The organism is Anabaena sp. UHCC 0253 (assembly GCF_009712085.1).
GTDB lineage: Bacteria > Cyanobacteriota > Cyanobacteriia > Cyanobacteriales > Nostocaceae > Dolichospermum.
The window spans coordinates 31,443-55,887 of sequence record NZ_VILD01000006.1; the positions used below are offsets into that span (position 1 = coordinate 31,443).

Consider the following 24,445-nt stretch of genomic DNA (forward strand, 5'->3'; position numbering starts at 1 on the left):
TACATCTTCCGGGAATCCTTCTAGATTGGACTCTGACCGAATAATTTCAAAGGAATTACGATATATTTCGCTACCATCACGGATATAATCAAACATGGGATTTTAAGATTGTAAACGTTAAATTTGGGCTGGATTTGCTAAATAATTGGTTTAACTGGTGGCTGTGACGATCAATAAATTGTCCAAAGGATTCATGTAAGCTTAGACGTTCTTTTTGATACAATTCCAACATTTGTCGAATCAGAGCAGGAACTTTGTCTAAAGTTACATATTCATAGAGTAAATGACCGAAAACATAAACTTGATAGGCTGGAACAGTTTCATTTGCAGTTTCGAGAGTAACACCAAATAAGGTAATATCAGCTTGAGTGTGTTGAGCGCAAGATTTACTGCAACCACTAAAGTGAATATTCACTGGGGAATCTAGAATCATAAGATTTTCTAGGTGTTTTGCCAAGTTTAAGGCATCTTCTTTGGTTTCTGTGGCCGCAGCAGCACAACCCCGTTTTCCGGAACAAGCTACTAAGCTACTTTTGATATCGGTTGGTGAAGAGTTTAACCCTAAGTTGGTAATTTTTTGCTCAACTTCTAGAATTTGATTTTGGGGAATATCGGTTAATAACAGGTTTTGCCAAGGTGTTAACCGGATATTATCATCACCATATCTTTTCGCAATATTAGCTAAACCTCTAATTTGCCAGCTTTCTAATCGTCCCAAGGGTACGACTATACCGATATAATATAATCCGGTTTGGCGTTGCGGATGAATGCCAAGATGATTTTTTTCTCGCAGAGTCGCAGAGTCACAGAGAGAGTTTTTTCTGATATCAAATATATTCGGGCTTAGTTTTTCTTTGACTTGCTGAATATAGGTTTCAATTGTGATGTTATTAATGATTTCTCGTAATCTTGCTTTACGATGGGCTTTAGTATCTATGTGTTTGAGGTATGTTTCAGCTAATGCTGCTAAAACTTGGATAGATTCTTCTGGTTTTAATAAAATTCCTGTGTCTTTACTTGCTTCTCCTTTCTCTCCATAACTGAGATATAACCGTAAATAGACATCACTTTGATCTAATTCTGCTGCCAATATAATATCATTGGGTTGATATTTTATCGCAACTTTGCCTCCACCATCAAAGCACACACTAAATTTTGCTGATAGTTCCGAAAGATGAGAATTTGCGGTAATATATTCTTCCCAAGCTTTCACTAAAGGACGAGTATCTATTAATTCTTCTGTGTCAATACCCGCTGTGGGACTGGTCATAATGTTACGGATATGATCTATATTGGCATTGCTAGAACCTAAACTAAATATTTGTAATTGTTGGAGAACTTCAATATTTATTCTTTGTTTGATTTCTCTAATTTGGATGTTAGCGCGATTAGTAATATCAATATATCCACTACCATAATTATCAGCGATATCTGCAATAATCTGACATTGTTGATAATTAATAATTCCCCCTGGTATTCTTAACCGATAAAGAAAACCATCTTGAGCCGGTGTGGTGTAAAATAAACCTGGGCAAGCAGTAAATGGAATTTGCAAAATTATGACTCCTTCTCTGTGTGACGCAGAGACAGAACTTAGTGAACAGTTTAGAGTTGGCATTCTGACTTACTCAATTTTGAATTTGGGATTAAGTCCTGTTTGGGAGATTTCTAACCCCCAATAATCTTAAATTTCCCATCTCAAATTGCTTTACAGCTGCGGCACAGTCTCGGAATTTAAACCGAAGTTTCCCAACTCTAAGATTTAGAAGTCTACCATAAGATGGTATTTTTGGCTTTGAATATTTTATTTATATCTTTTATGATTCTGATAGAGACGTTCCATGGAGCGTCTCTATTGATCACCAAATATCTAAATCACAATACCTAATTTACAACTTCTGCAACAACTCCTGAGTTAACTGCATAAATGCTTTAGAACCGGCTGTATTTGGACTCAGTAATGAAACTGGCATAAAACTATCAACAGCTTTAGCAACATTAACATCAACTGGTATTTGTGCTTTACAGATTTTATCTACTCCAAAATCCTCGACAACTCGGTGCATTACCTGTTTATAATATCTGCCATTCAGTAAATTTGCACTGGACATACTAAAGACAATTCCCAACATTTTAATATCTATCTTAGCTTCGTGTTCATGACTATCTTTTAATTGGGCAATGCGTCTTTCTAAAAGTTGAATTCCGACTACAGATAACGGTTCTGGTTTGGCTGGGAGAATGTAGAAATCGCTACTAGCTAAAGCACTGCGAGTCATAAGATTATAACCGGGAGCGCAATCTAAAAGAATAAAATCATATTCATCTTTTACAGGTTTTAAAATATCTCTAATTAAGACTCTTTCAAAGCGATTCCAAATAGTTTCAAAATCCTGTTCTCCCAAAGCTACGGATTGATTATGTAGCATTTCCGAAACCACAAATTCATCATATAAGTCTATATCTCCTGGTAATAAATTTAATCCGGGAAGATTACAAACTTGAGGTTGAATAATATCATGAATCGTCAATTTTGCCCCAGGTTCAGGGTTAATAATTTCATCTATCAAATATCTAAATGTCTTTCTTTGTTTGCGACGTTTGGCAAAATCTACTGGTGACATTAAACTCAGTGTGGCACTAATTTGACTATCTAAATCTAAAACCAGTACCTTTTTACCGTGATTTTTTGCCAAACAGGTAGCTATATTGACGGTGAGGGTGGTTTTACCGACTCCACCTTTCATGTTTGCGGTTGCAATTATATATCCCATTTTGAGTTCCTCTGCTGACGCTTTCCCAATCATGTAGCGTACATATTATCTAATAAATTTTAACTTTGATTAATTTAACCTTTTGGGGGATGCAAGTTTATATCCATTTAAGTAGAAAGAATTTTAGTTGTTTGGGTAATATTGGATAAATTACGTATAAACACTAAATCTATTGGCTTTTTCTTACAGAACTTTAAGTAAACTTTATAACTTGATACGCTCATGTTATGACATAATTAATCGTGTAGCTAAATTTTCCGAATAATTACTATTTCTTAGAGGTAACAAAACATTGCTTTTTAACCCGGAACTGTGCCGTAATGAAAGTGAAGTTGAAAGCAAACTCATAGTTCAATATTTGCTACCACAGCTAGGGTATACCCCAGATACGTGGCATCAAGAGGTCGCTATGGGTAGCATTCGCTTAGATTTTTTAGCATTTGCGGTTCAGTCTATTCCCTTTGTGTTAGATGCTAACTCACCCTTAAGTGTAGTTGTAGAAGCAAAAAGCCCAAAGCAAAATTTAAATCATCATGTTTTACGATTGCGGCATTATTTAACGAGTTTAAATGTACTCTATGGGTTGTTAACTAATGGTAAAGAAATCAGAGTTTATCAAAAGTTACGAGATGATATTAAGTTGGTTTTTCAATGTCAGGGTAATGATGTTGAGGAAAAGATAGAGGAAATTAGGGGGTTAATTGGTAGGGAGAGTTTGAGAAATAGGCAATTTAAGGAACAGTTATCAGTTAAAGTATCGGATTCAGAAACTAAGAGGGAGCATTCTATGAAGACAATTGCAATTTATCATCATAAGGGTGGAGTTGGTAAAACAACAGTTGCTGTTAACTTAGCAGCAGCATTAAGCAATCAAGGGAAAAAAGTTCTTTTGATTGATATAGATGCTCAAGCTAATACAACTTTTGCAACAGGATTAATAAAGTTTGAATTTGAAGATGATGATGATTTAAAAGACCGCAATGTTATTCATTTGCTAGATGATGATGATAATGATCATGAAATTTTTATACCTGATATTGTTCGTAAATCAAATGGTTTTAATTCCACTGAAATTGATGTGATCCCTTCGCACATTAGTTTAATTGACAAGCAACCAAAGTTATCAGTTTATGGTCCAGCAAGAACTAGACTAGCTAAAAAACTGGAATTGGTTAAAGATATATATGATATTGTGATAATTGACAGTCCTCCAACAGTTGATTTATACGCTTCAACTGCCCTGACTGCTTCAGATTATTTGATTATTCCATCAGATTTGAAACCTTTTTCTAACCAAGGACTGATAAGTGTGAAAAAATTTATCAGAAAAGAAATTAACGAAAATAGGGAAAATATGGGAAAAGCACCTATTAAAATTATGGGTGTTCTGCCATCAAAAATTTCCAGTAATAATCAATATCTCAAACATACATTTCCACGTCATAGAGATTTAATTCCAAAACGTTATGAACTTCCATTGATGGATAACATGATTACAGAAAGAGCGGCTTTGTCACATTGTATTAACAAAAATTTAGTTGTAGGAAATCTAGAAATACCCGATCCTAAATCAATTTTTGATTTTGCTAAATATGAATCATCAGCCAGTGCATCAGCTTTTGAATTTGAGTCTTTAGCTATAGAAGTAGTGAGAAAACTGGAGAGATAATAATGACTAACTTTTTAATTGTAGAAATTGAAGGGGTAACTTCAAGCGTTCCACGTTCTAACTTTGAAGAAGCTGATTTAGATATTCTTGCTGATGCAATATTAGAGTCTGGAGAGATATTGAAACCATTGATACTCAAAAAGATTGGGTTTGAAAAATATGAAGTAGTTGATGGGCATTTTGAATACTACGCTGCTGTGAGAGCGAGAGAAAAAAATCGTCATAAAGGAAAAATTGTTAATGCCTTTATTATCCCTGCTGAAAAAGAAGATGCAGTATTAAATCAAGTTTCATTTTTTCAAAGGGTTGAAACTATTGAAAAAATAGCCAAGCCAATAGTAGATGAAAAAACTGAAATTGGTAAATTACTTGATCAAAACAAACAAATTTATGCAATGCTCAACCAACTCATTTCTAACCCACCTACAAATACACAAAAAGTAGATGCTGACGACAGACTAAGAACACTGGAAAACAAAATAGAACATCTGACATCAGTTGTGGAAACATTAACTATGCTTGTTAAGCAGGTTATAGATCCGCCAAAACCAAAAAAATTCAATTTATTAACAGCAACAAATGAAGAAATAATGATTGGTTTAAGTCAAGTTGGAACAAGTGCAAATTACATCAAATCAGCATTACAAGCAATAGAGTATTGGCGACAAACTGGGAATCTAACCTGGGAAAATATTTACAAATCAACTAAATCAGGAGGAGAACACAAGATAAAAAACTTTGCAAATGCTACTTATGAAAAGCTAAAACAGATTGCAGAAATACGCACAAACTAATTAGGCTTTTTTGATTTTTTATTTTATTTTCAACATCAACCACCCGGAGCTAAAGTTCCGGGCTAATAGCTAAAGTCCGTTAAAACGGACTAAATTAACCTTTAAGAGTTAGACTCAGAATTCATTTTGAGATGAGCTTTTACATCTACTCTAAGGATATCGGTAAAAGCGATCGCACAAAACCAAAATCCATGATTTACCTGATATCAAGCTAATATTACCGTCAGACAACCTAATCTATAGAAAAATTTTATACAAATATTCAATAAATTCCACCATACTGCGAGATTTATATGTATCATCTTTGAGATGATCAGATAATTCAAAACTATGAATATCCTCATGCTATCTTCCACATTTCCCTACCCACCCACAAGGGGAGGAACGGAAATTAGGACTTTTTATTTACTCAAGTACCTGCGTCAACGTCATCATATTACCCTGGTAACACAGCGTGATACCTATGTAACAGATACAGAAATTGCCGAATTACGTAATTATGTTGATGATTTGGTAATTTTCCCCCGTCCTCTTCCTAGTAGTAACTTCTCAGGAATCCTCCAAAAAATCCAGCGATTTAGTACATTTTTAATTCAAGGAACTTCCCCCAATGTTCTGAATCGCTATTCAGTAGAAATGCAGCAATGGATTGATAAATTTGTCGAATCGGGTAAATGTGATGTCATTACCTGTGAACATAGCGTTAACGAAATTTATATCCGTCCCCATTTCAAGAACAAGGTAAAAACCATAGTTGATGTTCATAGTTCCGTTTATGCAACTTGTCTGAATCAGTTAGAAACTGGTACAGCCGAAAATAAACTGCGAGATAGTTTATATTTACCCCTTTTACGTCGCTATGAAAAAGGATTTTGTCCTAAATTTTCTGATATTGTAGTCACCACAGAAGAAGATAAAATCCAATTTCAAGAATTTAGCAATCAACAAGCAATTCCCGTAATTCCTAATGGCGTAGATTTAGATTTATTCCCCATGCGGAATCATGATCCTGGTGGATATCGGCTAATTTTTATTGGAGCAATGGATTATATCGCCAACATAGACGCAGCCCGATTTTTTAGTCAAGAAATATTACCAGAAATTCAAAAAAAGTATCCAGAAACTGTTTTTGATATTGTCGGTTCTCGTCCTGTTCCCGAAGTCTTAGAACTGCAAAATCAACCAGGTGTCAATGTTACAGGTAGAGTCCCTTCCATGGTGGAATACCTGCACAAATCTACCATTTGTGTCATCCCTATGCGAACAGGATTTGGGATTAAAAATAAAACCCTAGAAGCCATGGCCGCAGGTGTGCCTGTTGTGGGAAGCGATCGCGGTTTGGAAGGATTAGCAGTAGATGGGAAAACAACGCCATTACGCGCCCTCAGAGCCAATGAACCCGGAGAATATGTCACCGCAATTTCTCAACTATTTGAAAAACCAGAACTACGACTAGAACTTTCTCTTCATGCGAGACAACTCATAGAAAGTGACTTTACATGGGAAATTGCTGGTCAACATTATGAACAAATTTGTTTAGGTAAAAAGAATTTCTCACCTTTTACTCGTACAAATTATTAACTTACTCAGGATGAAATCATGAATAATTATGTCCATTGTCCGCGCACTTGTTTACTTCAAAAATCAGCAAACAACGAGCAAATAAAAGAACAAGGATTATGTGATTTCTGTTGGAATGAATACTGTTTTTGTTGGTCAGAATACTGTTTAAACGAATGGTATGAACTACAAATAAAACATGACAATCTAAAAAGTAAACATCATACCAAAGATAAAAACTAAAATAGACTTTTTTCTTCCTTTGCTCCTCTGCGTCTCTGCGCGAAACAAAAAATTGTGGGTTAGGCTAATAACCTGCCCTCATCAACAATAATCCAAAATCATATCCCACTCATCTTCAGATAAAGGTTTCACCTCTATTTCCATCGCAAAACAATCACAAGCAGCCGCAATTAAAGCATTAATTATTGTTTCTTGATTAATAGTTTGAGGAAACTTTTCAGAACCAAAAAACTCTTGATTAAATACTTTTTCAAACAAATCCGGATCAGGATTTAACCGCATAGAACCATGTTGGAGAACCGCGTCACCTTTGCGTAATTGGGCGCTACCAATGAGTTTAGAACCATCAGCTAAAACTAAATCTGCACCTGTAGCCGTCCCAAAACAATTAGGATTGTGGATATAACCGCGTCCAGCTTGGCCATAATATAAATCTACACCGAGCGATCGCCATCCTTGAATCAAAAACTCACACATCTTTGCATACACATCTAGACGATTTCCCCCTAGTCCAGATGTCACCACACTGTAAGTTAAATCACCTTGATGTAAAACCGCTCTTCCACCCGTAGGACGACGCACTAAATCCAATTTTTCGCCGTTCCAAGTTAAATTTTGCCAAAATTCGGGATATTGACGTTGATGATAACCCAGAGAAATTGCAGGTGGCGACCAAGTATAAAAACGTAAAGTTGGCGGATGTTTTCCCGACTCATGCTGTGTTAATAACCAGCGGTCAACAGCCATTTGGATATTACCGGAAGCTGCTAAAGTAGGAATAAGTCGCCACACCTGCTGAATCCCCCAAACTAAAATGATTTAAGCTGCACTAAATTCAGCTTGCAGATATTCATCATTATCATCAGCGATAGTTGCAACGATAGTAATGATCCGGGAAACTTCCCCTGGAGACAATTCTGCTAAGGTGCGTGTAGAAATCACAACTACTTGATTGTTAATAATCCCAAAACGGGCTTCAAAGGTACTTACGCAGTTCAACTCTAACAGGTATCGCGTTAATCTGGGTTCATCTTGAACAGGTAACTTGAGTACCGCAGACCAAACAGTGATAGTATCTTCGTCAGTAGTCCCCGTCAACTGTACGAATACTTCGACACTGCCATACTGGAATTTCCACAGATATTCACCTTCAGCAGAATGGCTAACCATTGCACTTTGATCTTGTGCTAAGGTGTCAATCACATTTTCAATGACTTCCACATGGTTTAGTCCTGTGGTTTCCTCAATAAGTTGATCCACCAACTGATCTGGGGATTGGGTTTCTAGGTAGCTTGCCATACAGATTTTTTTCTAATAATATAGTCACTGCTTTAATCTACTATCATGCTACCAAAAATGCCAGAATCTACCTTGCCTGTCGTCCAAAGTCGAGATGTGAGAACATTAGGTATTAACCCTGATCATTGGTATGTAGTTGCCCGTAGTAGTGAAGTTACAAATCAACCTTTGGGGGTAAAGATTTGGAAACAAGCGATCGCACTCTATCGAGATAGTACAGGAAAAGTTCACGCTTTAGAAGATCGTTGTCCTCACCGTCAAGTTAAACTCAGCCACGGGCAAGTAATTGGTAATGACCTAGAATGTGCATATCACGGTTGGCGCTTTGGTGAATCAGGTAAATGTACAGAAGTTCCTTATTTAGCAACAAATCAAAAATTACCAACTTGTCAGCTTCGTACTTATCCAGTCCAAGAACAAGATGGCTTTATTTGGCTATTTCCTGGAGACAGTGAACCAACCGTACAACCCTTGGGATTACCTGAATGGGAGCATTTAAACTATATTGCTACCGTTGCCATTATTCACTGTCAAGCCCATTATTCCTACTTGATAGAAAACCTCATGGATATGTATCATGGGCATTTACATCAAGATTTACAAGCATGGGCAGCAGCATCACTAGAAAGTATTGATGAAGATCACAGCCAAATTCATGCCCATTACACAGCCCAAAGTTATTACCAAATAGATAAAATTTGGTCTATTTCCCAACTATTTTTTCCCGGTTTCAGGCGTTTACATCCAGAACCATTAGATGTAAGTTATGTTTACCCTCATTGGGTATCAACATTAGGTAAAGATTTTAAAATTTACTGTTTACTGTGTCCTATCAACGAGACTGAAACCAAAGCCTACTTGATCCACTTTACATCTTTAAATGCCTTTTGGCGGTTACATAAGCTACCGATTTGGTTTAGAAGGTTTATTAAAGACAGTTTATTTGGTGTAGCCCAAAAATTACTTGATGGTTTAGTAATCCAAGATATAAAAATGATGGAAGAGGAACAATTAGCTTATTTACAGCATCAAGGGATACGGAACTATGAGTTAAATCCTGCATTGGCTAGTGTCCAACGATTGATTAAAACTCAAGTTGACAAAATGGGGTGACATCTGCTAGAAGGTTTGAGAATCTTACGGAGAAAAAAACAAAAAATTTCTTCGATTTTTCCGGATTAGCCAAAAAATCTGCGATTATTGTTACACTGAATTTAATAAGCACTATGAATATCAAACTTGATCACAGCACCCCATGTCATTTAACTTCCTTCTTTGCCCTCTTAATTAAAGAAGGTCTTTCCCCTAATCAAATCGTCCTTGGCATTGTTCAATTAGCCACACAGACTCATGAGTTAGATGGGATGATGGCATCAGCAGATTGTCTGCGGTTGTTATTGGTACTCATGCCAGCAGAAACCTGTGCTAAAGGTGTTTCCGAATATATTTCATCTTTAGCAGCCGAAGGAATTTCTACCTTAATGTTATTAGATGCTCTCAGCCTAGCTTGTTACGTTTGTGGACAATCAGATGAAGCTAACCTAGTTCACTTAACTTACAAGAGATTACAAGCTGATGCCATCATCTCCGAAATGCTGCGTGATTAAAAACTAAGTTATTAACTTTCCATACTTTTTTCACAACTCAACTATTTTCAAGTTAATTTGTACTCGTACAGTTCAATGCTGGACTGAATATATCCGTTTGTTCACTAGGCAATCGGTCAAATACTATCTATATATCTTTTTTGCGATTCTTAGCCACTTGCTGTTAAAATATTGGCAATGGCTGTTACTTGAATGTCGCAATATTCTCCTGTGTTTGACAGCACCGCATCTATCGTTTCTTGTCGGGTTCAGAAGTGTCTCATGCTGGAGTAAATCCACACATCAATAACTTCCTAACTTTCTCCTTCACCCTGTTGATATTCCATTAAAGCTGTAAATTAAAATAGTTGTCTGCCAAATTGCCAAAATATTAGATCATTCTGGGAACATTTCGGGAATTATATATTTTGCACATGAAGCGAGCATTTGGTTTCCAGAAGTCAGGAAGAAGGTGACAGGTTACAGGTGACAGGTGACAGACAGGGAGGAGACAATAACGTTTGTAGGGGCGAAGCATTCGGGTGATTAATTATCGGTTTTTTCCCAAGTTTATTTTCCGAATGCTGATGCTTCCAGCACGCTTCGCGAACGCCCTTAAACCGAATGCTGATACTTTCAGATTCCGTCAAGGATACGCGCCTACGAATCCTATTATTTATTTGCTGAAAATTTTTATTTCCATTAAAAAACGCCTGGGAGTGTTGCCGTGTTTCCACCCCAGACGTTTTTTAAACTTGCTCCTCACACACAAATATAACTTATCACTATTTTAGTTAATTGGCAAGTAGCTTATGCAACATTTTTTAAAATAGTTTGAAAAAGGGAACAGGGAGCAGGGGGAAGATGTTTCCCAATCACCAATCACCAATCACCAATCACCAATCACCAATCACCAATCACCAATCACCAATCACCAATCACCAAACCTAATGTAAAAAGTGCCTTACACCAGTTAGAACCATGAGTAAACCGAGTTCATTCGCGGCTTTGATAGAGTCTTTATCGCGGACACTTCCCCCTGGTTGGACAATAGCGGTGATTCCGGCGGCTGCGGCGGCTTTGACGGTATCATCGAAGGGGAAGAAGCCGTCACTAGCTAGGAATGCTCCTTGGGCTTTTGCTCCAGCTTGTTCGATAGCGATTTTTGTCGAACCCACACGGTTCATTTGTCCAGCACCTACGCCCAATGTCGTGCGATCGCTCGCAATTACGATAGCATTGGATTTAACGTGTTTGCAAACTTTCCAAGCAAACAGTAATTCAGCTAACTCACTGGGAGTAGGTTGACGTTCCGTGACAACTTGCCATTGAGTAGGATCGGCAATGATATCATCAGCAGATTGGACTAAAAACCCACCTGCGATCGCTTTCACAGTTTCTTTGGGTCCAGTCAGCAAATCTGGTAAAATCAAAACTCTGACATTACCCTTTTTAGTTAAAATTTCCTGAGCTTCTTCATCACAACCAGGAGCAACCACGCACTCCAAAAATGTCTTAGTTAATTCCGTCGCTGTCGCCGCATCAAGAGGACGGTTTAAAGCCACAATTCCCCCAAAAGCCGAGATAGAATCAGCATTGAAGGCTTTTTGATAAGCGTCAAAAATAGTTTCCGCTTCCGCAGTTCCACAGGGATTAGTATGTTTGATAATTGTCGCTGCGGGACTTTCCGTAAATTCAGCAATTATCCGCCGTGCAGCTTCCAAATCTACCAAATTATTGTAACTGAGTTCCTTACCTTGCAGTTTAGTCGCTGCTGTCCAACCAATGGGGGTACTTCCCGTTTGATACCATGCTGCGGGTTGGTGAGGATTTTCCCCATAACGCAAAGATTGGAGTTGTGTACCAGAAACAGTAAATTCTTCAGATTGTGTCCCAGCTAAATAGGCAGCTATGGCATTATCATAACTAGCAGTGTGCAAAAATCCCTTTAAAGCGCATTTTTGGCGAAACTCTAAAGAAGCTTCCCCATTTTGGCGTAATTCTTGCAAATATTCACCATATTGGGCAGGATCACATAATACCGTCAAATGGGCGTAATTTTTTGATGAAGCCCTTAACATTGCCGGACCACCAATATCAATTTGTTCCACCGCGTCAGCTAAGGTAACACCAGGTTTAGCAATGGTTTCTTCAAAAGGATAAAGATTAACTACCACCAAATCAATCGGCCGAATTTGGTTATTTTCTAAATCCGTGACATCTTGTGCCACATCCCGCCGTGCTAAAATACCGCCATGAATGCGAGGATGAAGAGTTTTTACCCGACCACCTAAAATTTCCGGTGAACCTGTATAATCAGAAACCTTAGTAACTGGTATGCCTGCATCTTTTAGGGTTTTGGCTGTTCCCCCACTGCTGATGATATCAAAGCCAAATTCCTCAACCAAACTACGCGCTAAATCAATTACACCAGTTTTATTAGATACACTCAGCAGGGCTAAACGTGCCATAATTCCCCAGATTCCTTTGGATTAAATTGCTTTCTGTGAAGAACATTCTACCCAAAGGTTGCTCAGATTGACACTCTCAGGGCTAAAGCCGCTGAGATTTTGCTGACAGATTTAGATTAGGGAATACCCAAAGCCTAATTTTCGCTGCGTTCGTCAAACAACGCCTACTTAGTTACTCTAAGTCCAGCTTAGGTTTCTAGCTACTTTTATCATTTTGGTGCTTTCAGAGGCCATCACTCAGCCAAGATTCGGTACGCTCCACAACCTGCCATTACTCGCTCTTTCTTGTCATACTGCCGTTAGGACTTAAACCTAACCGTTGTTTCACGGGAGCCGGGATTTCTCCGATACTAGGATGTTTCAACACGTAGATAGTTATTCCTACTCACAATCTCATTTTAGCATAAAATACCACTGTGGTTTTAACCGCTCGTGTCGCTTCCCTCTCAGCGGCTTTAGCCGGTTTCCCACTTACCGCGAGGTTTTATGATAATTAGCTTGGGGAACAGTGGCAAAATATAAAAATGTCCAGAATAGCTAAAAAAGTTTGGAAATGTGTACTGGATTAACACGCGGTATACTGTATCTGCCTTAATTCCTAACTCAATTACTCATGACTCAAACATTAGATTTTATTAGGGTTTCTCCACCAACAAACAAAACACCAGACGCTTTAATCGTCACTTTGCATGGTTGGGGTGCAAATGCTCAAGATGTGGCATCTTTAATACCTTATGTCAACTTACCAGAGTACGAGTTTCTCCTCCCAAATGCTCCTTATCCTCATCCCTATACTGATACAGGTAAAGCATGGTATGACCTGCGAACAGAAACTATGTATGATGGATTGGTAGAAAGTAAACAACTACTCATAGATTGGTTGCAATCTTTAGAAAATCATACAGGTGTGCCATTATCACGCACAATTTTGAGCGGATTTTCTCAAGGTGGAGCGATGACTTTAGATGTAGGATTAAGCTTACCTTTGGCTGGTTTAGTCGTGATGAGTGGCTATTTGCATCCTAGTGTAGCCATGTTGAATAAAGGCATTTTTCCGCCGACATTAATCATGCACGGAACACAGGATGAAGTTGTACCGCTAAAAGCTGCAATTAAGTCCAGAGAAGTTACAGAATCTCTAGGAGTAAATGTGGAGTATCATGAATTTGCAATGGGACATGAAATTAATTTACAAATGCTAGAAGTGTTACGAACTTTTGTTGTCAACACAATTAGTTAACTAACGTTACAAAAATTTTACAGATTCGGGTAAAAATCACAAGAATTTTTACAAATTTAATGCTCATTAGTGAGTAAGATAGATCAGGTGGAAGCTTTTAGAGCAACTCCACCCTAAGCTGAATACAAGTGCTGCAAAAGGGAGGGGCAAAAATTATGAAAACTCTAAGCATTTCCAAAACAGAAATTTCTGCTATGACTGCAACCGAGGTGCAAGAATTAGCTACGCGTCTAGAATTAGATAACTATAGTAATGCTTTTGAGGGTTTGAATGATTGGCATTTACTCCGAGCAATTGCTTTTCAGCGTCCAGAATTAGTTGAACCCTATATCCACCTCTTAGATTTAGAACCCTACGACGAAGGCTAAGAATTTTAGATTTTAGATTTTAGATTTTGGATTTTAGATTGGGTTTGAGGGACTATTATCAAAGATAATTGGAATTTTGCCCCAAAATGCCATCATCTACAAATTCTCAATCTAACCGGGTTCTTATTTGTGTAGGCGGTGGTATCGCCGCCTATAAAGTCTGTGAATTGGTTTCTACTCTATTTAAGTCGGGGGTAGAAGTGCGAGTTATTCTCACTAAATCTGCCCAAGAATTTATCACTCCTTTAAGTTTAGCAACTTTATCTCGTCATCAAGCTTATACTGATGAGAATTTTTGCCAACCAATCTATTCTCGTCCGTTGCATATTGAATTAGGTGAATGGGCTGATTTAATTGTAATTGCGCCTTTAACTGCTAATACTTTGGCTAAATTAACCTATGGTATGGCGGATAACTTACTAACAAATACCGTTCTCGCTTCTACTTGTCCCGTGTTGTTAGCACCAGCCATGAATACAGATATGTGGGAACAGGTGGCGGTACAAAGAAATTGGCGGCAGCTATTGACAGATGGTAGATTTTATGGTATGGGTACAGCATCGGGTTTATTAGCGTGCGATCGCATTGGTGCTGGTAGAATGGCAGAACCCGCCGAAATATTTGTTTATATTCAATCTTTATTACACACCCAAGGAATCAGAGATTTAGCTGGGAAACAGGTTTTAATCAGTGCTGGGGGAACGAGAGAATATTTAGACCCCGTGCGATTTATTGGCAATCCCTCAACTGGTAAAATGGGTTTAGCATTGGCACAGGCTGCGCTGCACAGAGGGGCAAAAGTAATATTAGTCCATTGTCCTGCCAGTTGGGAAGCACCTTTGGGAGTAGAAGCAATTCCCGTAATTAGTGCAGACCAAATGCAGCAGGTCATGTTAAAGCATTTAGCCAATGCAGATATAATTATCATGTCAGCCGCAGTTGCAGATGTCAAACCTAGAGATTATAGTAGCGAAAAATTGCCCAAGCGATCGCTCCCCGAAAACCTAGCACTCGCACCAGTAACAGATATTGTGGCTGAAATCGGAAAACTCAAACAATCTCATCAATATTTAATTGGTTTTGCAGCACAAACGGGTGATATTGTCAAGCCAGCGCGGGAAAAATTGCAAAGGAAGAAATTAGATGCAATTGTCGCCAACCCGATTGATAAAGTTGATAGTGGTTTTGGGAGTGATAATAATCAAGCTGTGTTTTTAGACAAAGAAGGGAAAGAGGTAGAAATTCCAGCTTGTTCTAAACTAGAAATGGCTCATTATTTGTTTGATTTTGTTGTTGGTAATTTGTGAAGAATTCTGGAGGTGTTATTAGTAAAAAACTTTTAACCAGCCCTCATTAATACTGGCACTAATTTCAACCCAAACTCTTCATCAAAAATTCCTTTTTTATAATCTAAACTCCACATTTCCAAAGCACATTCATCATTACTTAAAGATGGGAAAATGAACATCTTCATTTCCTTAAAATTCGGAAAATATTCACATTGAATATGAGAAATAGCACCTATTTGTCTTCTATCCAAAGCCACAGCTAATCTTAAAATGGCGCTGAGTTGATTAACCATTTGGCGATGTTCTTTATGTAAGAGACTACGATAGTTGTCGTGTTTTTTCTTGGGTGGAGATTTGCGGTGATAACGGGCTATATTGGCGATAATTTCGATTTCGGTTTCATTATAACCGAGTAATTCGCCATTTCTAATTAAGTAGTATGAATGTTTGTGGTGGGAAGAATGGCTGATATAGTGACCACAATTATGTAAAATCGCCGCAGCCCAAAGTAATTGGCGTTCATCTACACTCCAATTATGTAGTTGTCCTTGGGTTTGATCAAATATACTAAAGGCAAAAGCGGCTACACGCTCGCTATGTTCTAAATTAGTCTGATATTTTTTGGCAACTTTTAATACACTGCGGTGGCGGATAGAACTTTGAAACCGTAATCTATTATCAATGAAACCATGGGTTAGCATCCAATCTACAATTACACCTTCTCGGAGCGATCGCTCACAAACTGTGACGGATTCTACGCCTAACAAAGTCATAGCTTCCTGGAGAATTACTGCCCCCGAAAGTATAACTTCTGACCTCTTTTCTGGCATTCCTGGAATAGTTGCCCGTTCGACATTAGTCATCTTTCGCAAGCGATTTACCCAGGTTCGCAAGTCTTGAAGACTGAATTGATAGCCGTTGAGAGTAGAAGGAACAAGACCTAATTTTTCTCTAGCGTGAATAGTAGCTATAGTTTCAATTGTGCCAGATGTGCCGATTAACTGGGGAGAATCGCCAATTTTGAAGTTTGCTAAAATCTCTTCCACAGAACGTTCTAGCATTCCTCTAGCGTAGGCTTGGAGATATTTAAATTCAGTTTCTGTGATGGGATCAGAGTTAACTAATTCCCCAGTTAATCGCACCGCACCAACTTTCGTACTAGTCAGACAACGAGGTTCTTCGCTGTCTCCTAAAATCAATTCTGTTGAACCACCACCAATATCAATAATGATGTGAGGTTGGTTATTAAATTCCATCCCCGACAAGACACCTAAATAGATGCGTCGGGCTTCTTCAGGACCAGAAATTAAGTCAACAGTTAAACCAACTTCGGTTTCAACTTTGTGGATAAAATCTTTGCCATTAGGAGATTCGCGGACGGCGCTCGTAGCAACAGCGACAATACTATCTACACCTAAGCTATCAGCCAGGGTTTTGAATCTTCCCAAACAGGCGATCGCCTTATCTATGACTTCTGGTTTTAGTTCTCCAGTCACCAGATTGCGATCGCCTAATCTTACCGTTTCCTTTTCTCTCGTAACAATGCTAAAAGATGGTAACGTGGCTTCAATTTTCACCACCACCATGTGTAAAGAATTTGTCCCAATATCAATGGCTGCAATCATCTTTTTTGTTATTTTGTAGTTGGGCTGAAGTCCTAAATTTTGGAACTGTATCTACCCTATTCCGTCACCTCATTGACAGGAAACCTATCAATTAACTGCATCGCCCGTTGAGCATTACGCCGCAACACATCTGGTAAATTAGGAACATGAGGAATCTGGGATAATAAATCTAGAGTCCGGCGTAAAATTCGCACCACATCCCCTTCATCTAAAGTAGTTTTGCTACATAACACTTTCCACTCTACCCCCAGCGCCCACTGTTCTACCAAGGAAATCAAGTTAATAAAGCGAGTTTCCAAACCTACAGGTAAAGCCACACCATGACGATACTGCACCTTTAACACAGAACGGCGAATAGGTTGCAATGTTAACCAAGCTGCATCTGCTTCTTTCGAGAGATTAAAATCAATCTTTGTATCTGGACGGGGGGTTTCAGTCACCAAAGCAGCTACCACTGCCGCTAAGTGATGAGGACCAATATTGTCTAACTCGCCACTGGAAAGAACTAAACCTAACCACAACTCATTTTCCCCGCGAATAGCTGCCGCAACTTGTCCTAATTTCGTGGGAACTAAATTATCCAGACATTCAAAGGACTGTAAAATCTCAATTAAACAGAGAAACTCCTCCCAATATCTTTGAGACTGGAGTGCCACTTGCTCTTGTAAATGTTCCAGTTCTGCTTCTAATTCGACACAACGCGCCCTACCTTTAAAGATATTGGCAATATTCCCCGATTTATAGATGGGATGGTTTTCTAATTGCGCTTGAACAGCAGTTACCCGACTGAGTTGTTCTCGTACTTCTGTGGGCAGATGGTTAAATTCTTCAGGGTTGGGTATGCTTTGAGCAACAGCAATAGTATTTTCATCACCACGGATAGATTGTCCACGTTTCAAGCTCAGTTCTGAAGGTGGGATCAGATCAGTTGGTACTTCCACTCGTGGCAGTTCCGCATACAAATCTAATATATCGGCTGAAGTTGCTACATACCAACGGTTATTTTGCCCTAAGCAGATAAAGTACGAAGTTTGACCGGCACTCACAGCTTTATCAATTAATACTGCTGTAATTGGCAGGGGTGAAATTGCATTTTTATCATGGATACTTAACATAGTTCCAGATATAGCAAAATCGAGCATCATGGCCAATTGGGCTTGTCGGTCTTCATGTGCTTGCTCTTGCAGGGTTTTGAAAATCTGCCGTTCTACCTTGAGACGTTGGCGCAATTTTTCATATACCATCAATTCATTTTCATCAATGGTGGATAATTGTGCCTGAATTTGTGATAGTTCGCCTTGTACTTGGGCTATTTCTTCAAAATCTGGTTGCAGATGCAAATTGGACATATATTGTCCAAAACTGCGTTCTATCAGTTCTCTAGCTTTTTCTATGGTGTGGGTTTGCAGCAGGTTCAAGACCATGCCGTAACTGGGTGTAAACTGACTAACTAGGGGATCTGGCTGGGATGTAGCTAAATATGACGCTTCTTTTGCTCCTTCAAAGGGAGTTTGCAATGTCACCACATAACCTTGTAGATCCATGCCCCGACGACCGGCTCGGCCTGCCATTTGCAGGAATTCCGAAGCATTTAGTAAGCGGTGTCCGTTGTCAGTGCGTTTGGAAAGAGTAGAAATGACTGTTGTCCGCGCAGGCATATTAATTCCCGCTGCCAAGGTTTCGGTAGCGAATACTACTTTAATTAATCCTTGTTGAAAAAGTTCTTCTACTAGTCCTTTCCAGGCGGGTAAGATGCCAGCATGGTGAGCAGCCACGCCTCGATACAGTGGAGCTATTTGTCCAGACCGACCAGCATCGGGATTTCGGCTTAAAAAGTCATCAATCTGTCGGCGGAGGATTTGGGACTCTTCATTATTAACTAACCATAAATCACCAACTTCTTCTACTGCTTTATCACAGCCTCGACGACTGAAGATAAAGTAAATTGCTGGTAGCATATCCCGCTGTTGGAGTTGGCTCAGGGTATAAATAAGACCAGGTGGTTCTGGTCTACCAGCTTTGCCTTTTTCCCAAAATCCTTTTTTACCCCGTTTGACTAAGCGGGGGTTAATTTTGGTATTAGTTTCATTTAATAACGGAAATAAACCTTTGGGATTACAAAAGTTAAATTCTAAGGGGACGGGACGAAAATCCGAGTAAATTAGGTCTGTTGGTCCATGAACTTGATTTAGCCAACTGGTGAGTTGGTCACTGTTGGCAACAGTAGCAGAAAGGGCTACAAGTTGGACAGAACGGGGACAATAAATAATTGATTCTTCCCAAACTGTACCGCGTTGGCGATCGTTCATGTAGTGGCACTCATCTAGCACCACAGCCTCAACGTCTGTCAAAGAGATGCCAATTTGACCTATGGGTGTGCCATAGAGCATATTGCGGAAAATTTCTGTGGTCATGACCAAAATTGGTGCATCCCTGTGAATGGAGGCATCTCCGGTCAGGAGTCCAACTTGATCATAGCCAAATTTTTCGCGGAAGTCGCGGAGTTTTTGATTAGATAACGCCTTTAAGGGAGTGGTATAAAATACCCGTTTCCCGCGAGATAAGGCGCGATAGATAGCATATTCCCCGATGAGAGTCTTTCCTGAACCTGTGGGCGCACAGACAACAACTGAGCGGTCAGCATTGAGGGAGGCGATCGCTTCTTTCTGGAATTGATCTAATTCAAAGGGAAATATTGACCCAAGGTCAATTTCATTAGAGGAGATAGAATAGTTCACTCAATCATAATTTACAACCAGACTATCCACTATCATAACGTGATTAGTGGTTTGCTACGTTGAGAACAAAAGCACAAGTTGTGGCGATATTTCGATCTCATGTTTAAAAACATGAGTTTTTTCCGTTCCCTGTTAGTTCCCTCTGAACCAAAAGACTGACCGGCTCTACCTTCTGCCACTGTCTAGGTCTGTTGAACTCACGTTATATTAACTCTTGACAGTAAAAATAGGCGAATGAGAGTTTACCTCTTTCACCTTGGTAACTATTTTGTAAAATATCTTGACAACTTAACTCAAATGATTCTCTAACAAGGAAGCGATCGCTTCTGGATGAACTTTCTTGTATTGCTTTTTACCTAACATCAAAACACAATTGGGGGCGCTACTACAGCGTTTTTGACAATCGGTGTGTTCAATGGTCACTTTATCCGATAAACCGCGATCGCACAAGGTTTTTTCTAAGTCTGATAATAACCCCTTTCCACCCCGTTTCATACAACCAGATTTTTGACAAACCATAATTTTGGCTTTCGGTTGAGGAAGGGGATTTTTGAGTAAACAAAAACCAACTGCTTGAATTTGATAAGGTTGGAGTTTTAGTTTATGACTGCGGGGGTTTAATTTACTAATAGCATCTATGCGAATTTGTTCACCGGGAACTAAAGATGAAACTAGGGAAAAACGTAAATCCTTGGGAATTTTAACTTTGATATTTCCCCCAGAAATTGCTAACTGGAGATGTTTACATTTCCCAGCTTGTTTACCAACAAACCCTAAAAACTGTCCCTCAATATTCAATTCCGATAATGTCAGATATTTTTCACCCATTTGCGATAACTCAATTTTTTCAAATAGAAAATAATCGGCTCTTCATTAGCAATTGACAATTCCCTCCAAAAAAGGAAGAGGTAAAAATAGATTTTTACCTTTTACCTTCTTTGTATTTATGAGAACTTTAAGAAAGTCGTTTAGCTTCAACAGTTAGAGGTAAACGGCTTTTATCTGGTAATTCACTAAATTCTAATTCCCAACCATTAGCTAAAGTGAGAATTTTACCTGCTTCACCATCTGTTTGTTTAACTACTTCTTCTTCTAAGTCTTTTTTAGCGACATAGACAACCAAAGTACCAGCATCATTCATTCGGAGCATTACTTTCATGTGTTTCCTCAGCAGATTCTAGTTCTCTTTTTCGACAACCGATGATGTACCCTGTTTCCAAAAAATGTACAGCATAGATATAATAAGCTTGCAAAAATGTACCGATGCTAGATACATAACCAACATCACCAATTTTTGCTAAAACTTCCCCAATTTCTCTACCTGGAAAAGTTCCATCGTTTTTGATTAGTTTCTTAACTCGGACTTTTTGACCAATTTCAAAAATGGGTTGCGAGTTCAGTTCTATTTCATCACGTTGCATGGGAATACCTTTTTTCGCTGACTAAATTTAATAATTCTTCTGTAGTGAGACTGCGTTTTTTGAGGATTGATTGCTGACGGACTACATCTAAAACAGCTTGGGTTTCTTCAGAATCAAGAAAGATTCCGTGCTGTTCTAATACATTAGATAATGAATGCCGACCAGAATGTTTACCTATTACTAAACGCCGTTCCCAACCCACATCTTCAGGAGAAAATGGTTCATAAGTAACGGGGTTTTGCAATACACCATGAGCATGAATACCTGACTCATGAGCAAATGTATTTTCACCCACAATTGCTTTCCAAGGTTGAACATTAGCACCTGAGGCTCTAGCAACTAATTGAGATAATGCTAATAAGTGTCGAGTTTGAATCCCCAAATCAACACCATAGATACATTTTAGAGCCATAATTACTTCTTCTAATGCAGCATTTCCGGCTCTTTCTCCTAAGCCATTAACGGTAGTATTTACAGATACAGCACCAGCTTTTATTCCCGCTAAGGCATTAGCAGTTGCTAGTCCAAAATCATTATGGGTGTGAATCTCAATAGGAATTGATAGAGTTGATACTAAACGCTTAACTTTTAGGTGAGTGCTGAAGGGATCAAGTACCCCGACTGTATCACAAAAACGAAAACGTGATGCTCCCCATTCTTGTGATAAAAGGGCAACATCTTGGAGGAAATTTTCATCGGCTCTAGAAGAATCTTCTCCACCAACAGATACCCAAAGACCTTGATCTAATGCGAAGCTAATACAGTCTTTTAGTCTTTGTAAACTTACTCGCCATTGACCATGAAATTTGGCCGCAATTTGCACTCCAGAAACAGGAATTGCGATATGTACTCGCTGTAATCCACAGGCTATAGAAGCTTTTATATCTGATAGGACAGCCCGATTCCAACCTAATAATTTAGCTTGTAAATCTAAGTTACTAATAGCGACAATAGAACGAATTTCTTCTTCTCCCATTGCCGGAATACCAACTTCTAATTCATGAACACCAATGGCATCTAAGAATTGAGCGATCGCTACTTTTTCTTCTAAGTTAAAAGCAACACCTGCCGCCTGTTCTCCATCACGTAATGTCGTGTCATTAATGATGATCTGATACATTTTCAAAATCCCTCTAGCGGAGTTTTCTTGTCATATCCTTGGTCGCTACAATTCTTCTTAGGGGTAGATGTGCAGTAAATACTTGATTGTGCGAATAAATCATTAATCATGATTTACGATCCTTAATTATTACTCAAATATTTATATTGCATCTGTATGGCAGAAAACAAAAAAGGGTATAACTTATAAAGAATTTTTGGTATGATAATTTGTGGTTTTTGTAAGTAGCCAATAACCCATCCAAACATTCGCAAATACTGTAAAAAATAATATACTCATGCCAGCCACGAAGCTAGTAATCATAATTTTGACCTCATATTCTTACTAGTAATTTTTCATTTACATTAACTAAGTGTGTTCTGCAAGCCAATCAAAAATTCTGTCTAGTTGTTGTAAATCCACTAAACCATATTGCCAAAGCAGCATCGGTAAAGGTCCATGATTGAACTCAGGATGTCGCGTTGCTACAGCAATATCCGCTTGGGAAAGTGCTAGTTCTTTTTGTAAAAATTGCAGTAACTTCCTATCACTACTATTAATCACCATATTTGGACTAATCTCAAACTAAATCAACATCAAGTACCAGTTATTCCCATAGGCAATTACTAATTACCCTCTCTAAATTAAAGGAGTTTTAGTTTTAGCAAACTGGGTGAACCTAAGCTTAGGTGAAATATCTTCAATGTGCAAGATAATTTGTGAGTAAACAATGACTTGAAATCAATAAGACTTCTTTGATATTCTGGTGATTAGACATTCTCAAAATCATTAATGGTAGTCAGTAATACTAATCAAGAAATATCTTTATTTTTACTCAATACCATTACACAAGCAATTCTCTAACCATGTCACTAATTGACGACGAGAAGCAAAAAATTGCATTAATGTACTACGGACAAGAATTGCCTCTTGAAGGTCATTAACTTGTACGCGTAAAGACCCATCCGGGGGACAGGAACAAGAAATCATCAACTCTTGCAATCGGTGATAAATACACCATCTATCACCTAAAGGAATTTGCAAAACTTGTTCACCGACAGTTAAAAAGTTACAATTTAGTGACATCAGCAAAATTTACAGAATTGACATTATTTATCATCTTGATGATGACTTTTGAGAGTTTGTACTTGTTGTTCTAGTTGTTCAATTCGGGAAAGCAAAGAACGCAGAATACCTGCTTCTATATCCGGTAATTTGCCATGTTCTAAGGGAGAAATACGGTTACTAGACTTCCTCGAAATAATCCGTCCAGGAATGCCCACAACAGTGGCATCTGGAGGCACATCACGCAAGACAATAGAACCTGCACCAATACGGACGCGATCGCTAATTTGAATATTTCCTAATACTTTCGCACCCGCACCAACGACAACATTATTACCCAAGGTGGGATGACGTTTACCGCTTTCTTTACCAGTGCCTCCCAATGTTACACCTTGATAAATTAGTGTATAATCTCCCACAATGGCAGTTTCACCAATTACAACACCCATGCCATGATCAATAAATACACCTTTGCCAATTTTTGCTCCTGGGTGAATTTCAATTCCTGTGAAAAACCGTCCCAAATGGGAAATTAATCGGGGAATAAAACTCACTTTATGGATATGTAACCAGTGTGCAAGCCGATGTAAACAAAGAGCATGAAATCCAGGGTAACAAAAGATTACTTCTAACCAATTACGTGCGGCTGGATCACGCTCAAAAATAATCCGAAAATCACTAATTAATGACTCTAAAAAAAGTCTAGAATCTTCGGGTTTTTGTGGATTTGTATTTACAGTCTCGGTTTTACTGATACTGTTTAAAGACTGGGGCATCTGTATTGTCAGGTGAAAAAATCCTGTACTGTTTTTATGCTTATATCAGGTAACTCCTAAACAGACAAAATCAGCAACACAGATTAGAAATATTAAAATTATTACGTTTGTACTCAATAGGTTTAAACCCCTATTGAACTGAACTTTACATTTTCTGTTGGGGTAGGGGTACTAGCTTTTTCTCATAGGGGTACTTGTATTTTTAGGTTAGGGTTTGATCATTTATGCACTCATAACTAATCCCTTAACCTGTCAGAAGTTGCAGCTATTTAGGCAAGATATTTTCAGCTATATTCAGTTGTACTCATGTTCTAATAAACGTCATCTTGATGACAGTGAGTATAGATTTTATGTATTGCATAATACTATTATTATTTTATAGTTTTGGTATTTAAAAGAGGGATTTTTTTATTTTATTTATAGGATTT

23 protein-coding genes and 1 pseudogene are annotated in these 24,445 nt (G+C 38.4%); 9 read left to right on the top strand and 15 right to left on the bottom strand.

Going from position 1 to position 24,445, the window contains the following annotated elements:
• A pseudogene (locus tag FJR38_RS28620) lies at window positions 1-96 on the bottom strand (precorrin-8X methylmutase); the annotation flags it as partial.
• Complete coding sequence (gene cobG, locus FJR38_RS16845) at window positions 89-1,555, bottom strand: precorrin-3B synthase (protein ID WP_168538300.1); 1,467 nt, start codon at window positions 1,553-1,555, stop codon at window positions 89-91. The pseudogene FJR38_RS28620 and the gene cobG, both read right to left, overlap by 8 nt.
• Window positions 1,556-1,559: 4 nt before the next feature.
• Between cobG and FJR38_RS29080 the strand changes: the two genes are divergently transcribed.
• A complete protein-coding gene (locus FJR38_RS29080; RefSeq protein ID WP_256366928.1) occupies window positions 1,560-1,682 on the top strand; it encodes a hypothetical protein in 123 nt (40 codons plus the stop codon).
• 207 nt (window positions 1,683-1,889) lie between these two features.
• Here the strand turns inward: FJR38_RS29080 and FJR38_RS16850 are convergent, their stop codons facing one another.
• Entirely contained in the window at window positions 1,890-2,774 is an 885-nt protein-coding gene (locus tag FJR38_RS16850) for a ParA family protein (RefSeq protein ID WP_168538302.1), read from the bottom strand.
• A gap of 292 nt (window positions 2,775-3,066) precedes the next feature.
• Here FJR38_RS16850 and FJR38_RS16855 point away from each other — a divergent pair, with 292 nt between their 5' ends.
• From FJR38_RS16855 to FJR38_RS16865, 3 genes are all read left to right on the top strand, one after another.
• Entirely contained in the window at window positions 3,067-4,443 is a 1,377-nt protein-coding gene (locus FJR38_RS16855) for an AAA family ATPase (RefSeq protein ID WP_168538304.1), read from the top strand.
• 2 nt (window positions 4,444-4,445) lie between these two features.
• On the top strand, window positions 4,446-5,237 hold the full coding sequence (locus FJR38_RS16860; protein WP_168538306.1) for a hypothetical protein: 792 nt from the start codon (window positions 4,446-4,448) through the stop codon (window positions 5,235-5,237).
• 330 nt (window positions 5,238-5,567) lie between these two features.
• A complete protein-coding gene (locus FJR38_RS16865) occupies window positions 5,568-6,818 on the top strand; it encodes a glycosyltransferase family 4 protein (protein ID WP_168538308.1) in 1,251 nt (416 codons plus the stop codon).
• A gap of 303 nt (window positions 6,819-7,121) precedes the next feature.
• Here the strand turns inward: FJR38_RS16865 and FJR38_RS16870 are convergent, their stop codons facing one another.
• Together FJR38_RS16870 and FJR38_RS16875 are read right to left on the bottom strand one after the other, a co-directional pair.
• Window positions 7,122-7,787 (bottom strand): biotin/lipoate A/B protein ligase family protein, encoded by a 666-nt coding sequence (locus FJR38_RS16870; RefSeq protein ID WP_168538654.1) that lies wholly within the window; start codon window positions 7,785-7,787, stop codon window positions 7,122-7,124.
• A gap of 72 nt (window positions 7,788-7,859) precedes the next feature.
• Window positions 7,860-8,339: a YbjN domain-containing protein gene (locus FJR38_RS16875; protein WP_168538310.1), complete on the bottom strand. Its 480-nt coding sequence runs from the start codon at window positions 8,337-8,339 to the stop codon at window positions 7,860-7,862.
• Between the two features lie 45 nt (window positions 8,340-8,384).
• On the opposite strand from FJR38_RS16875, the gene FJR38_RS16880 reads away from it, so the two are divergent.
• Together FJR38_RS16880 and FJR38_RS16885 are read left to right on the top strand one after the other, a co-directional pair.
• A complete protein-coding gene (locus FJR38_RS16880) occupies window positions 8,385-9,452 on the top strand; it encodes an aromatic ring-hydroxylating dioxygenase subunit alpha (protein WP_254449492.1) in 1,068 nt (355 codons plus the stop codon).
• A 113-nt stretch (window positions 9,453-9,565) separates the two neighbouring features.
• On the top strand, window positions 9,566-9,946 hold the full coding sequence (locus tag FJR38_RS16885) for a hypothetical protein (RefSeq protein WP_168538312.1): 381 nt from the start codon (window positions 9,566-9,568) through the stop codon (window positions 9,944-9,946).
• Between the two features lie 926 nt (window positions 9,947-10,872).
• On the opposite strand, the gene purH is transcribed toward FJR38_RS16885, so the two are convergent.
• Complete coding sequence (purH, locus tag FJR38_RS16890) at window positions 10,873-12,396, bottom strand: bifunctional phosphoribosylaminoimidazolecarboxamide formyltransferase/IMP cyclohydrolase (protein WP_168538314.1); 1,524 nt, start codon at window positions 12,394-12,396, stop codon at window positions 10,873-10,875.
• Between the two features lie 613 nt (window positions 12,397-13,009).
• Here purH and FJR38_RS16895 point away from each other — a divergent pair.
• The 3 genes from FJR38_RS16895 (at window position 13,010) to coaBC (ending at window position 15,311) form a co-directional block, all read left to right on the top strand.
• Entirely contained in the window at window positions 13,010-13,636 is a 627-nt protein-coding gene (locus tag FJR38_RS16895; RefSeq protein WP_168538316.1) for an alpha/beta hydrolase, read from the top strand.
• Window positions 13,637-13,791: 155 nt separating this feature from the next.
• A complete protein-coding gene (locus FJR38_RS16900) occupies window positions 13,792-14,004 on the top strand; it encodes a DUF2555 domain-containing protein (RefSeq protein WP_168491224.1) in 213 nt (70 codons plus the stop codon).
• A gap of 86 nt (window positions 14,005-14,090) precedes the next feature.
• Window positions 14,091-15,311 carry a bifunctional phosphopantothenoylcysteine decarboxylase/phosphopantothenate--cysteine ligase CoaBC gene (gene coaBC, locus FJR38_RS16905; protein WP_168538318.1) on the top strand — a complete coding sequence of 407 codons (1,221 nt, stop codon included), beginning with the start codon at window positions 14,091-14,093 and terminating at the stop codon, window positions 15,309-15,311.
• A gap of 32 nt (window positions 15,312-15,343) precedes the next feature.
• Here coaBC and FJR38_RS16910 read toward each other — a convergent pair whose 3' ends face one another.
• The 9 genes from FJR38_RS16910 to cysE all read right to left on the bottom strand — a co-directional run bounded on the left by FJR38_RS16910 (window position 15,344) and on the right by cysE (window position 24,017).
• Window positions 15,344-16,918 carry a Ppx/GppA phosphatase family protein gene (locus FJR38_RS16910; protein ID WP_168538320.1) on the bottom strand — a complete coding sequence of 525 codons (1,575 nt, stop codon included), beginning with the start codon at window positions 16,916-16,918 and terminating at the stop codon, window positions 15,344-15,346.
• A gap of 56 nt (window positions 16,919-16,974) precedes the next feature.
• On the bottom strand, window positions 16,975-19,656 hold the full coding sequence (locus tag FJR38_RS16915) for an RNA helicase (RefSeq protein WP_168538322.1): 2,682 nt from the start codon (window positions 19,654-19,656) through the stop codon (window positions 16,975-16,977).
• A gap of 288 nt (window positions 19,657-19,944) precedes the next feature.
• The gene (locus FJR38_RS16920) at window positions 19,945-20,484 is read right to left on the bottom strand and encodes a (2Fe-2S) ferredoxin domain-containing protein (RefSeq protein ID WP_168491232.1); all 540 of its coding nucleotides are present in this window, start codon (window positions 20,482-20,484) and stop codon (window positions 19,945-19,947) included.
• 127 nt (window positions 20,485-20,611) lie between these two features.
• Window positions 20,612-20,815, bottom strand: coding sequence for a putative nitrogen fixation protein NifT (gene nifT, locus FJR38_RS16925; RefSeq protein ID WP_168491234.1), 204 nt, complete (start codon window positions 20,813-20,815; stop codon window positions 20,612-20,614).
• A complete protein-coding gene (locus FJR38_RS16930) occupies window positions 20,790-21,077 on the bottom strand; it encodes a nitrogen fixation protein NifZ (RefSeq protein ID WP_168538324.1) in 288 nt (95 codons plus the stop codon). The genes nifT and FJR38_RS16930 overlap by 26 nt, the downstream gene beginning before the upstream one ends.
• Window positions 21,067-22,197, bottom strand: a complete 1,131-nt coding sequence (gene nifV, locus FJR38_RS16935; protein WP_168491236.1) for a homocitrate synthase — start codon at window positions 22,195-22,197, stop codon at window positions 21,067-21,069. The genes FJR38_RS16930 and nifV overlap by 11 nt, the downstream gene beginning before the upstream one ends.
• Window positions 22,198-22,545: 348 nt before the next feature.
• Entirely contained in the window at window positions 22,546-22,743 is a 198-nt protein-coding gene (locus FJR38_RS16940; protein ID WP_168491238.1) for a DUF2949 domain-containing protein, read from the bottom strand.
• Between the two features lie 264 nt (window positions 22,744-23,007).
• On the bottom strand, window positions 23,008-23,262 hold the full coding sequence (locus FJR38_RS16945; RefSeq protein WP_168491240.1) for an Asr1405/Asl0597 family protein: 255 nt from the start codon (window positions 23,260-23,262) through the stop codon (window positions 23,008-23,010).
• 23 nt (window positions 23,263-23,285) lie between these two features.
• Complete coding sequence (gene cysE / locus FJR38_RS16950) at window positions 23,286-24,017, bottom strand: serine O-acetyltransferase (protein ID WP_168538326.1); 732 nt, start codon at window positions 24,015-24,017, stop codon at window positions 23,286-23,288.
• Between the last annotated feature and the right edge of the window lie 428 nt (window positions 24,018-24,445).

Coding starts and splice junctions, on each gene's coding strand:
- FJR38_RS29080 (WP_256366928.1), top strand. CDS start 1,560: ATGACTCCTTCTCTGTGTGACGCAGAGACAGAACTTAGTGAACAGTTT.
- FJR38_RS16850 (WP_168538302.1), bottom strand. CDS start 2,774: ATGGGATATATAATTGCAACCGCAAACATGAAAGGTGGAGTCGGTAAA.
- FJR38_RS16860 (WP_168538306.1), top strand. CDS start 4,446: ATGACTAACTTTTTAATTGTAGAAATTGAAGGGGTAACTTCAAGCGTT.
- FJR38_RS16865 (WP_168538308.1), top strand. CDS start 5,568: ATGAATATCCTCATGCTATCTTCCACATTTCCCTACCCACCCACAAGG.
- FJR38_RS16870 (WP_168538654.1), bottom strand. CDS start 7,787: ATGGCTGTTGACCGCTGGTTATTAACACAGCATGAGTCGGGAAAACAT.
- FJR38_RS16875 (WP_168538310.1), bottom strand. CDS start 8,339: ATGGCAAGCTACCTAGAAACCCAATCCCCAGATCAGTTGGTGGATCAA.
- FJR38_RS16880 (WP_254449492.1), top strand. CDS start 8,385: ATGCTACCAAAAATGCCAGAATCTACCTTGCCTGTCGTCCAAAGTCGA.
- FJR38_RS16885 (WP_168538312.1), top strand. CDS start 9,566: ATGAATATCAAACTTGATCACAGCACCCCATGTCATTTAACTTCCTTC.
- purH (WP_168538314.1), bottom strand. CDS start 12,396: ATGGCACGTTTAGCCCTGCTGAGTGTATCTAATAAAACTGGTGTAATT.
- FJR38_RS16895 (WP_168538316.1), top strand. CDS start 13,010: ATGACTCAAACATTAGATTTTATTAGGGTTTCTCCACCAACAAACAAA.
- FJR38_RS16900 (WP_168491224.1), top strand. CDS start 13,792: ATGAAAACTCTAAGCATTTCCAAAACAGAAATTTCTGCTATGACTGCA.
- coaBC (WP_168538318.1), top strand. CDS start 14,091: ATGCCATCATCTACAAATTCTCAATCTAACCGGGTTCTTATTTGTGTA.
- FJR38_RS16910 (WP_168538320.1), bottom strand. CDS start 16,918: ATGATTGCAGCCATTGATATTGGGACAAATTCTTTACACATGGTGGTG.
- FJR38_RS16920 (WP_168491232.1), bottom strand. CDS start 20,484: ATGGGTGAAAAATATCTGACATTATCGGAATTGAATATTGAGGGACAG.
- nifT (WP_168491234.1), bottom strand. CDS start 20,815: ATGAAAGTAATGCTCCGAATGAATGATGCTGGTACTTTGGTTGTCTAT.
- FJR38_RS16930 (WP_168538324.1), bottom strand. CDS start 21,077: ATGCAACGTGATGAAATAGAACTGAACTCGCAACCCATTTTTGAAATT.
- nifV (WP_168491236.1), bottom strand. CDS start 22,197: ATGTATCAGATCATCATTAATGACACGACATTACGTGATGGAGAACAG.
- FJR38_RS16940 (WP_168491238.1), bottom strand. CDS start 22,743: ATGGTGATTAATAGTAGTGATAGGAAGTTACTGCAATTTTTACAAAAA.
- FJR38_RS16945 (WP_168491240.1), bottom strand. CDS start 23,262: ATGTCACTAAATTGTAACTTTTTAACTGTCGGTGAACAAGTTTTGCAA.
- cysE (WP_168538326.1), bottom strand. CDS start 24,017: ATGCCCCAGTCTTTAAACAGTATCAGTAAAACCGAGACTGTAAATACA.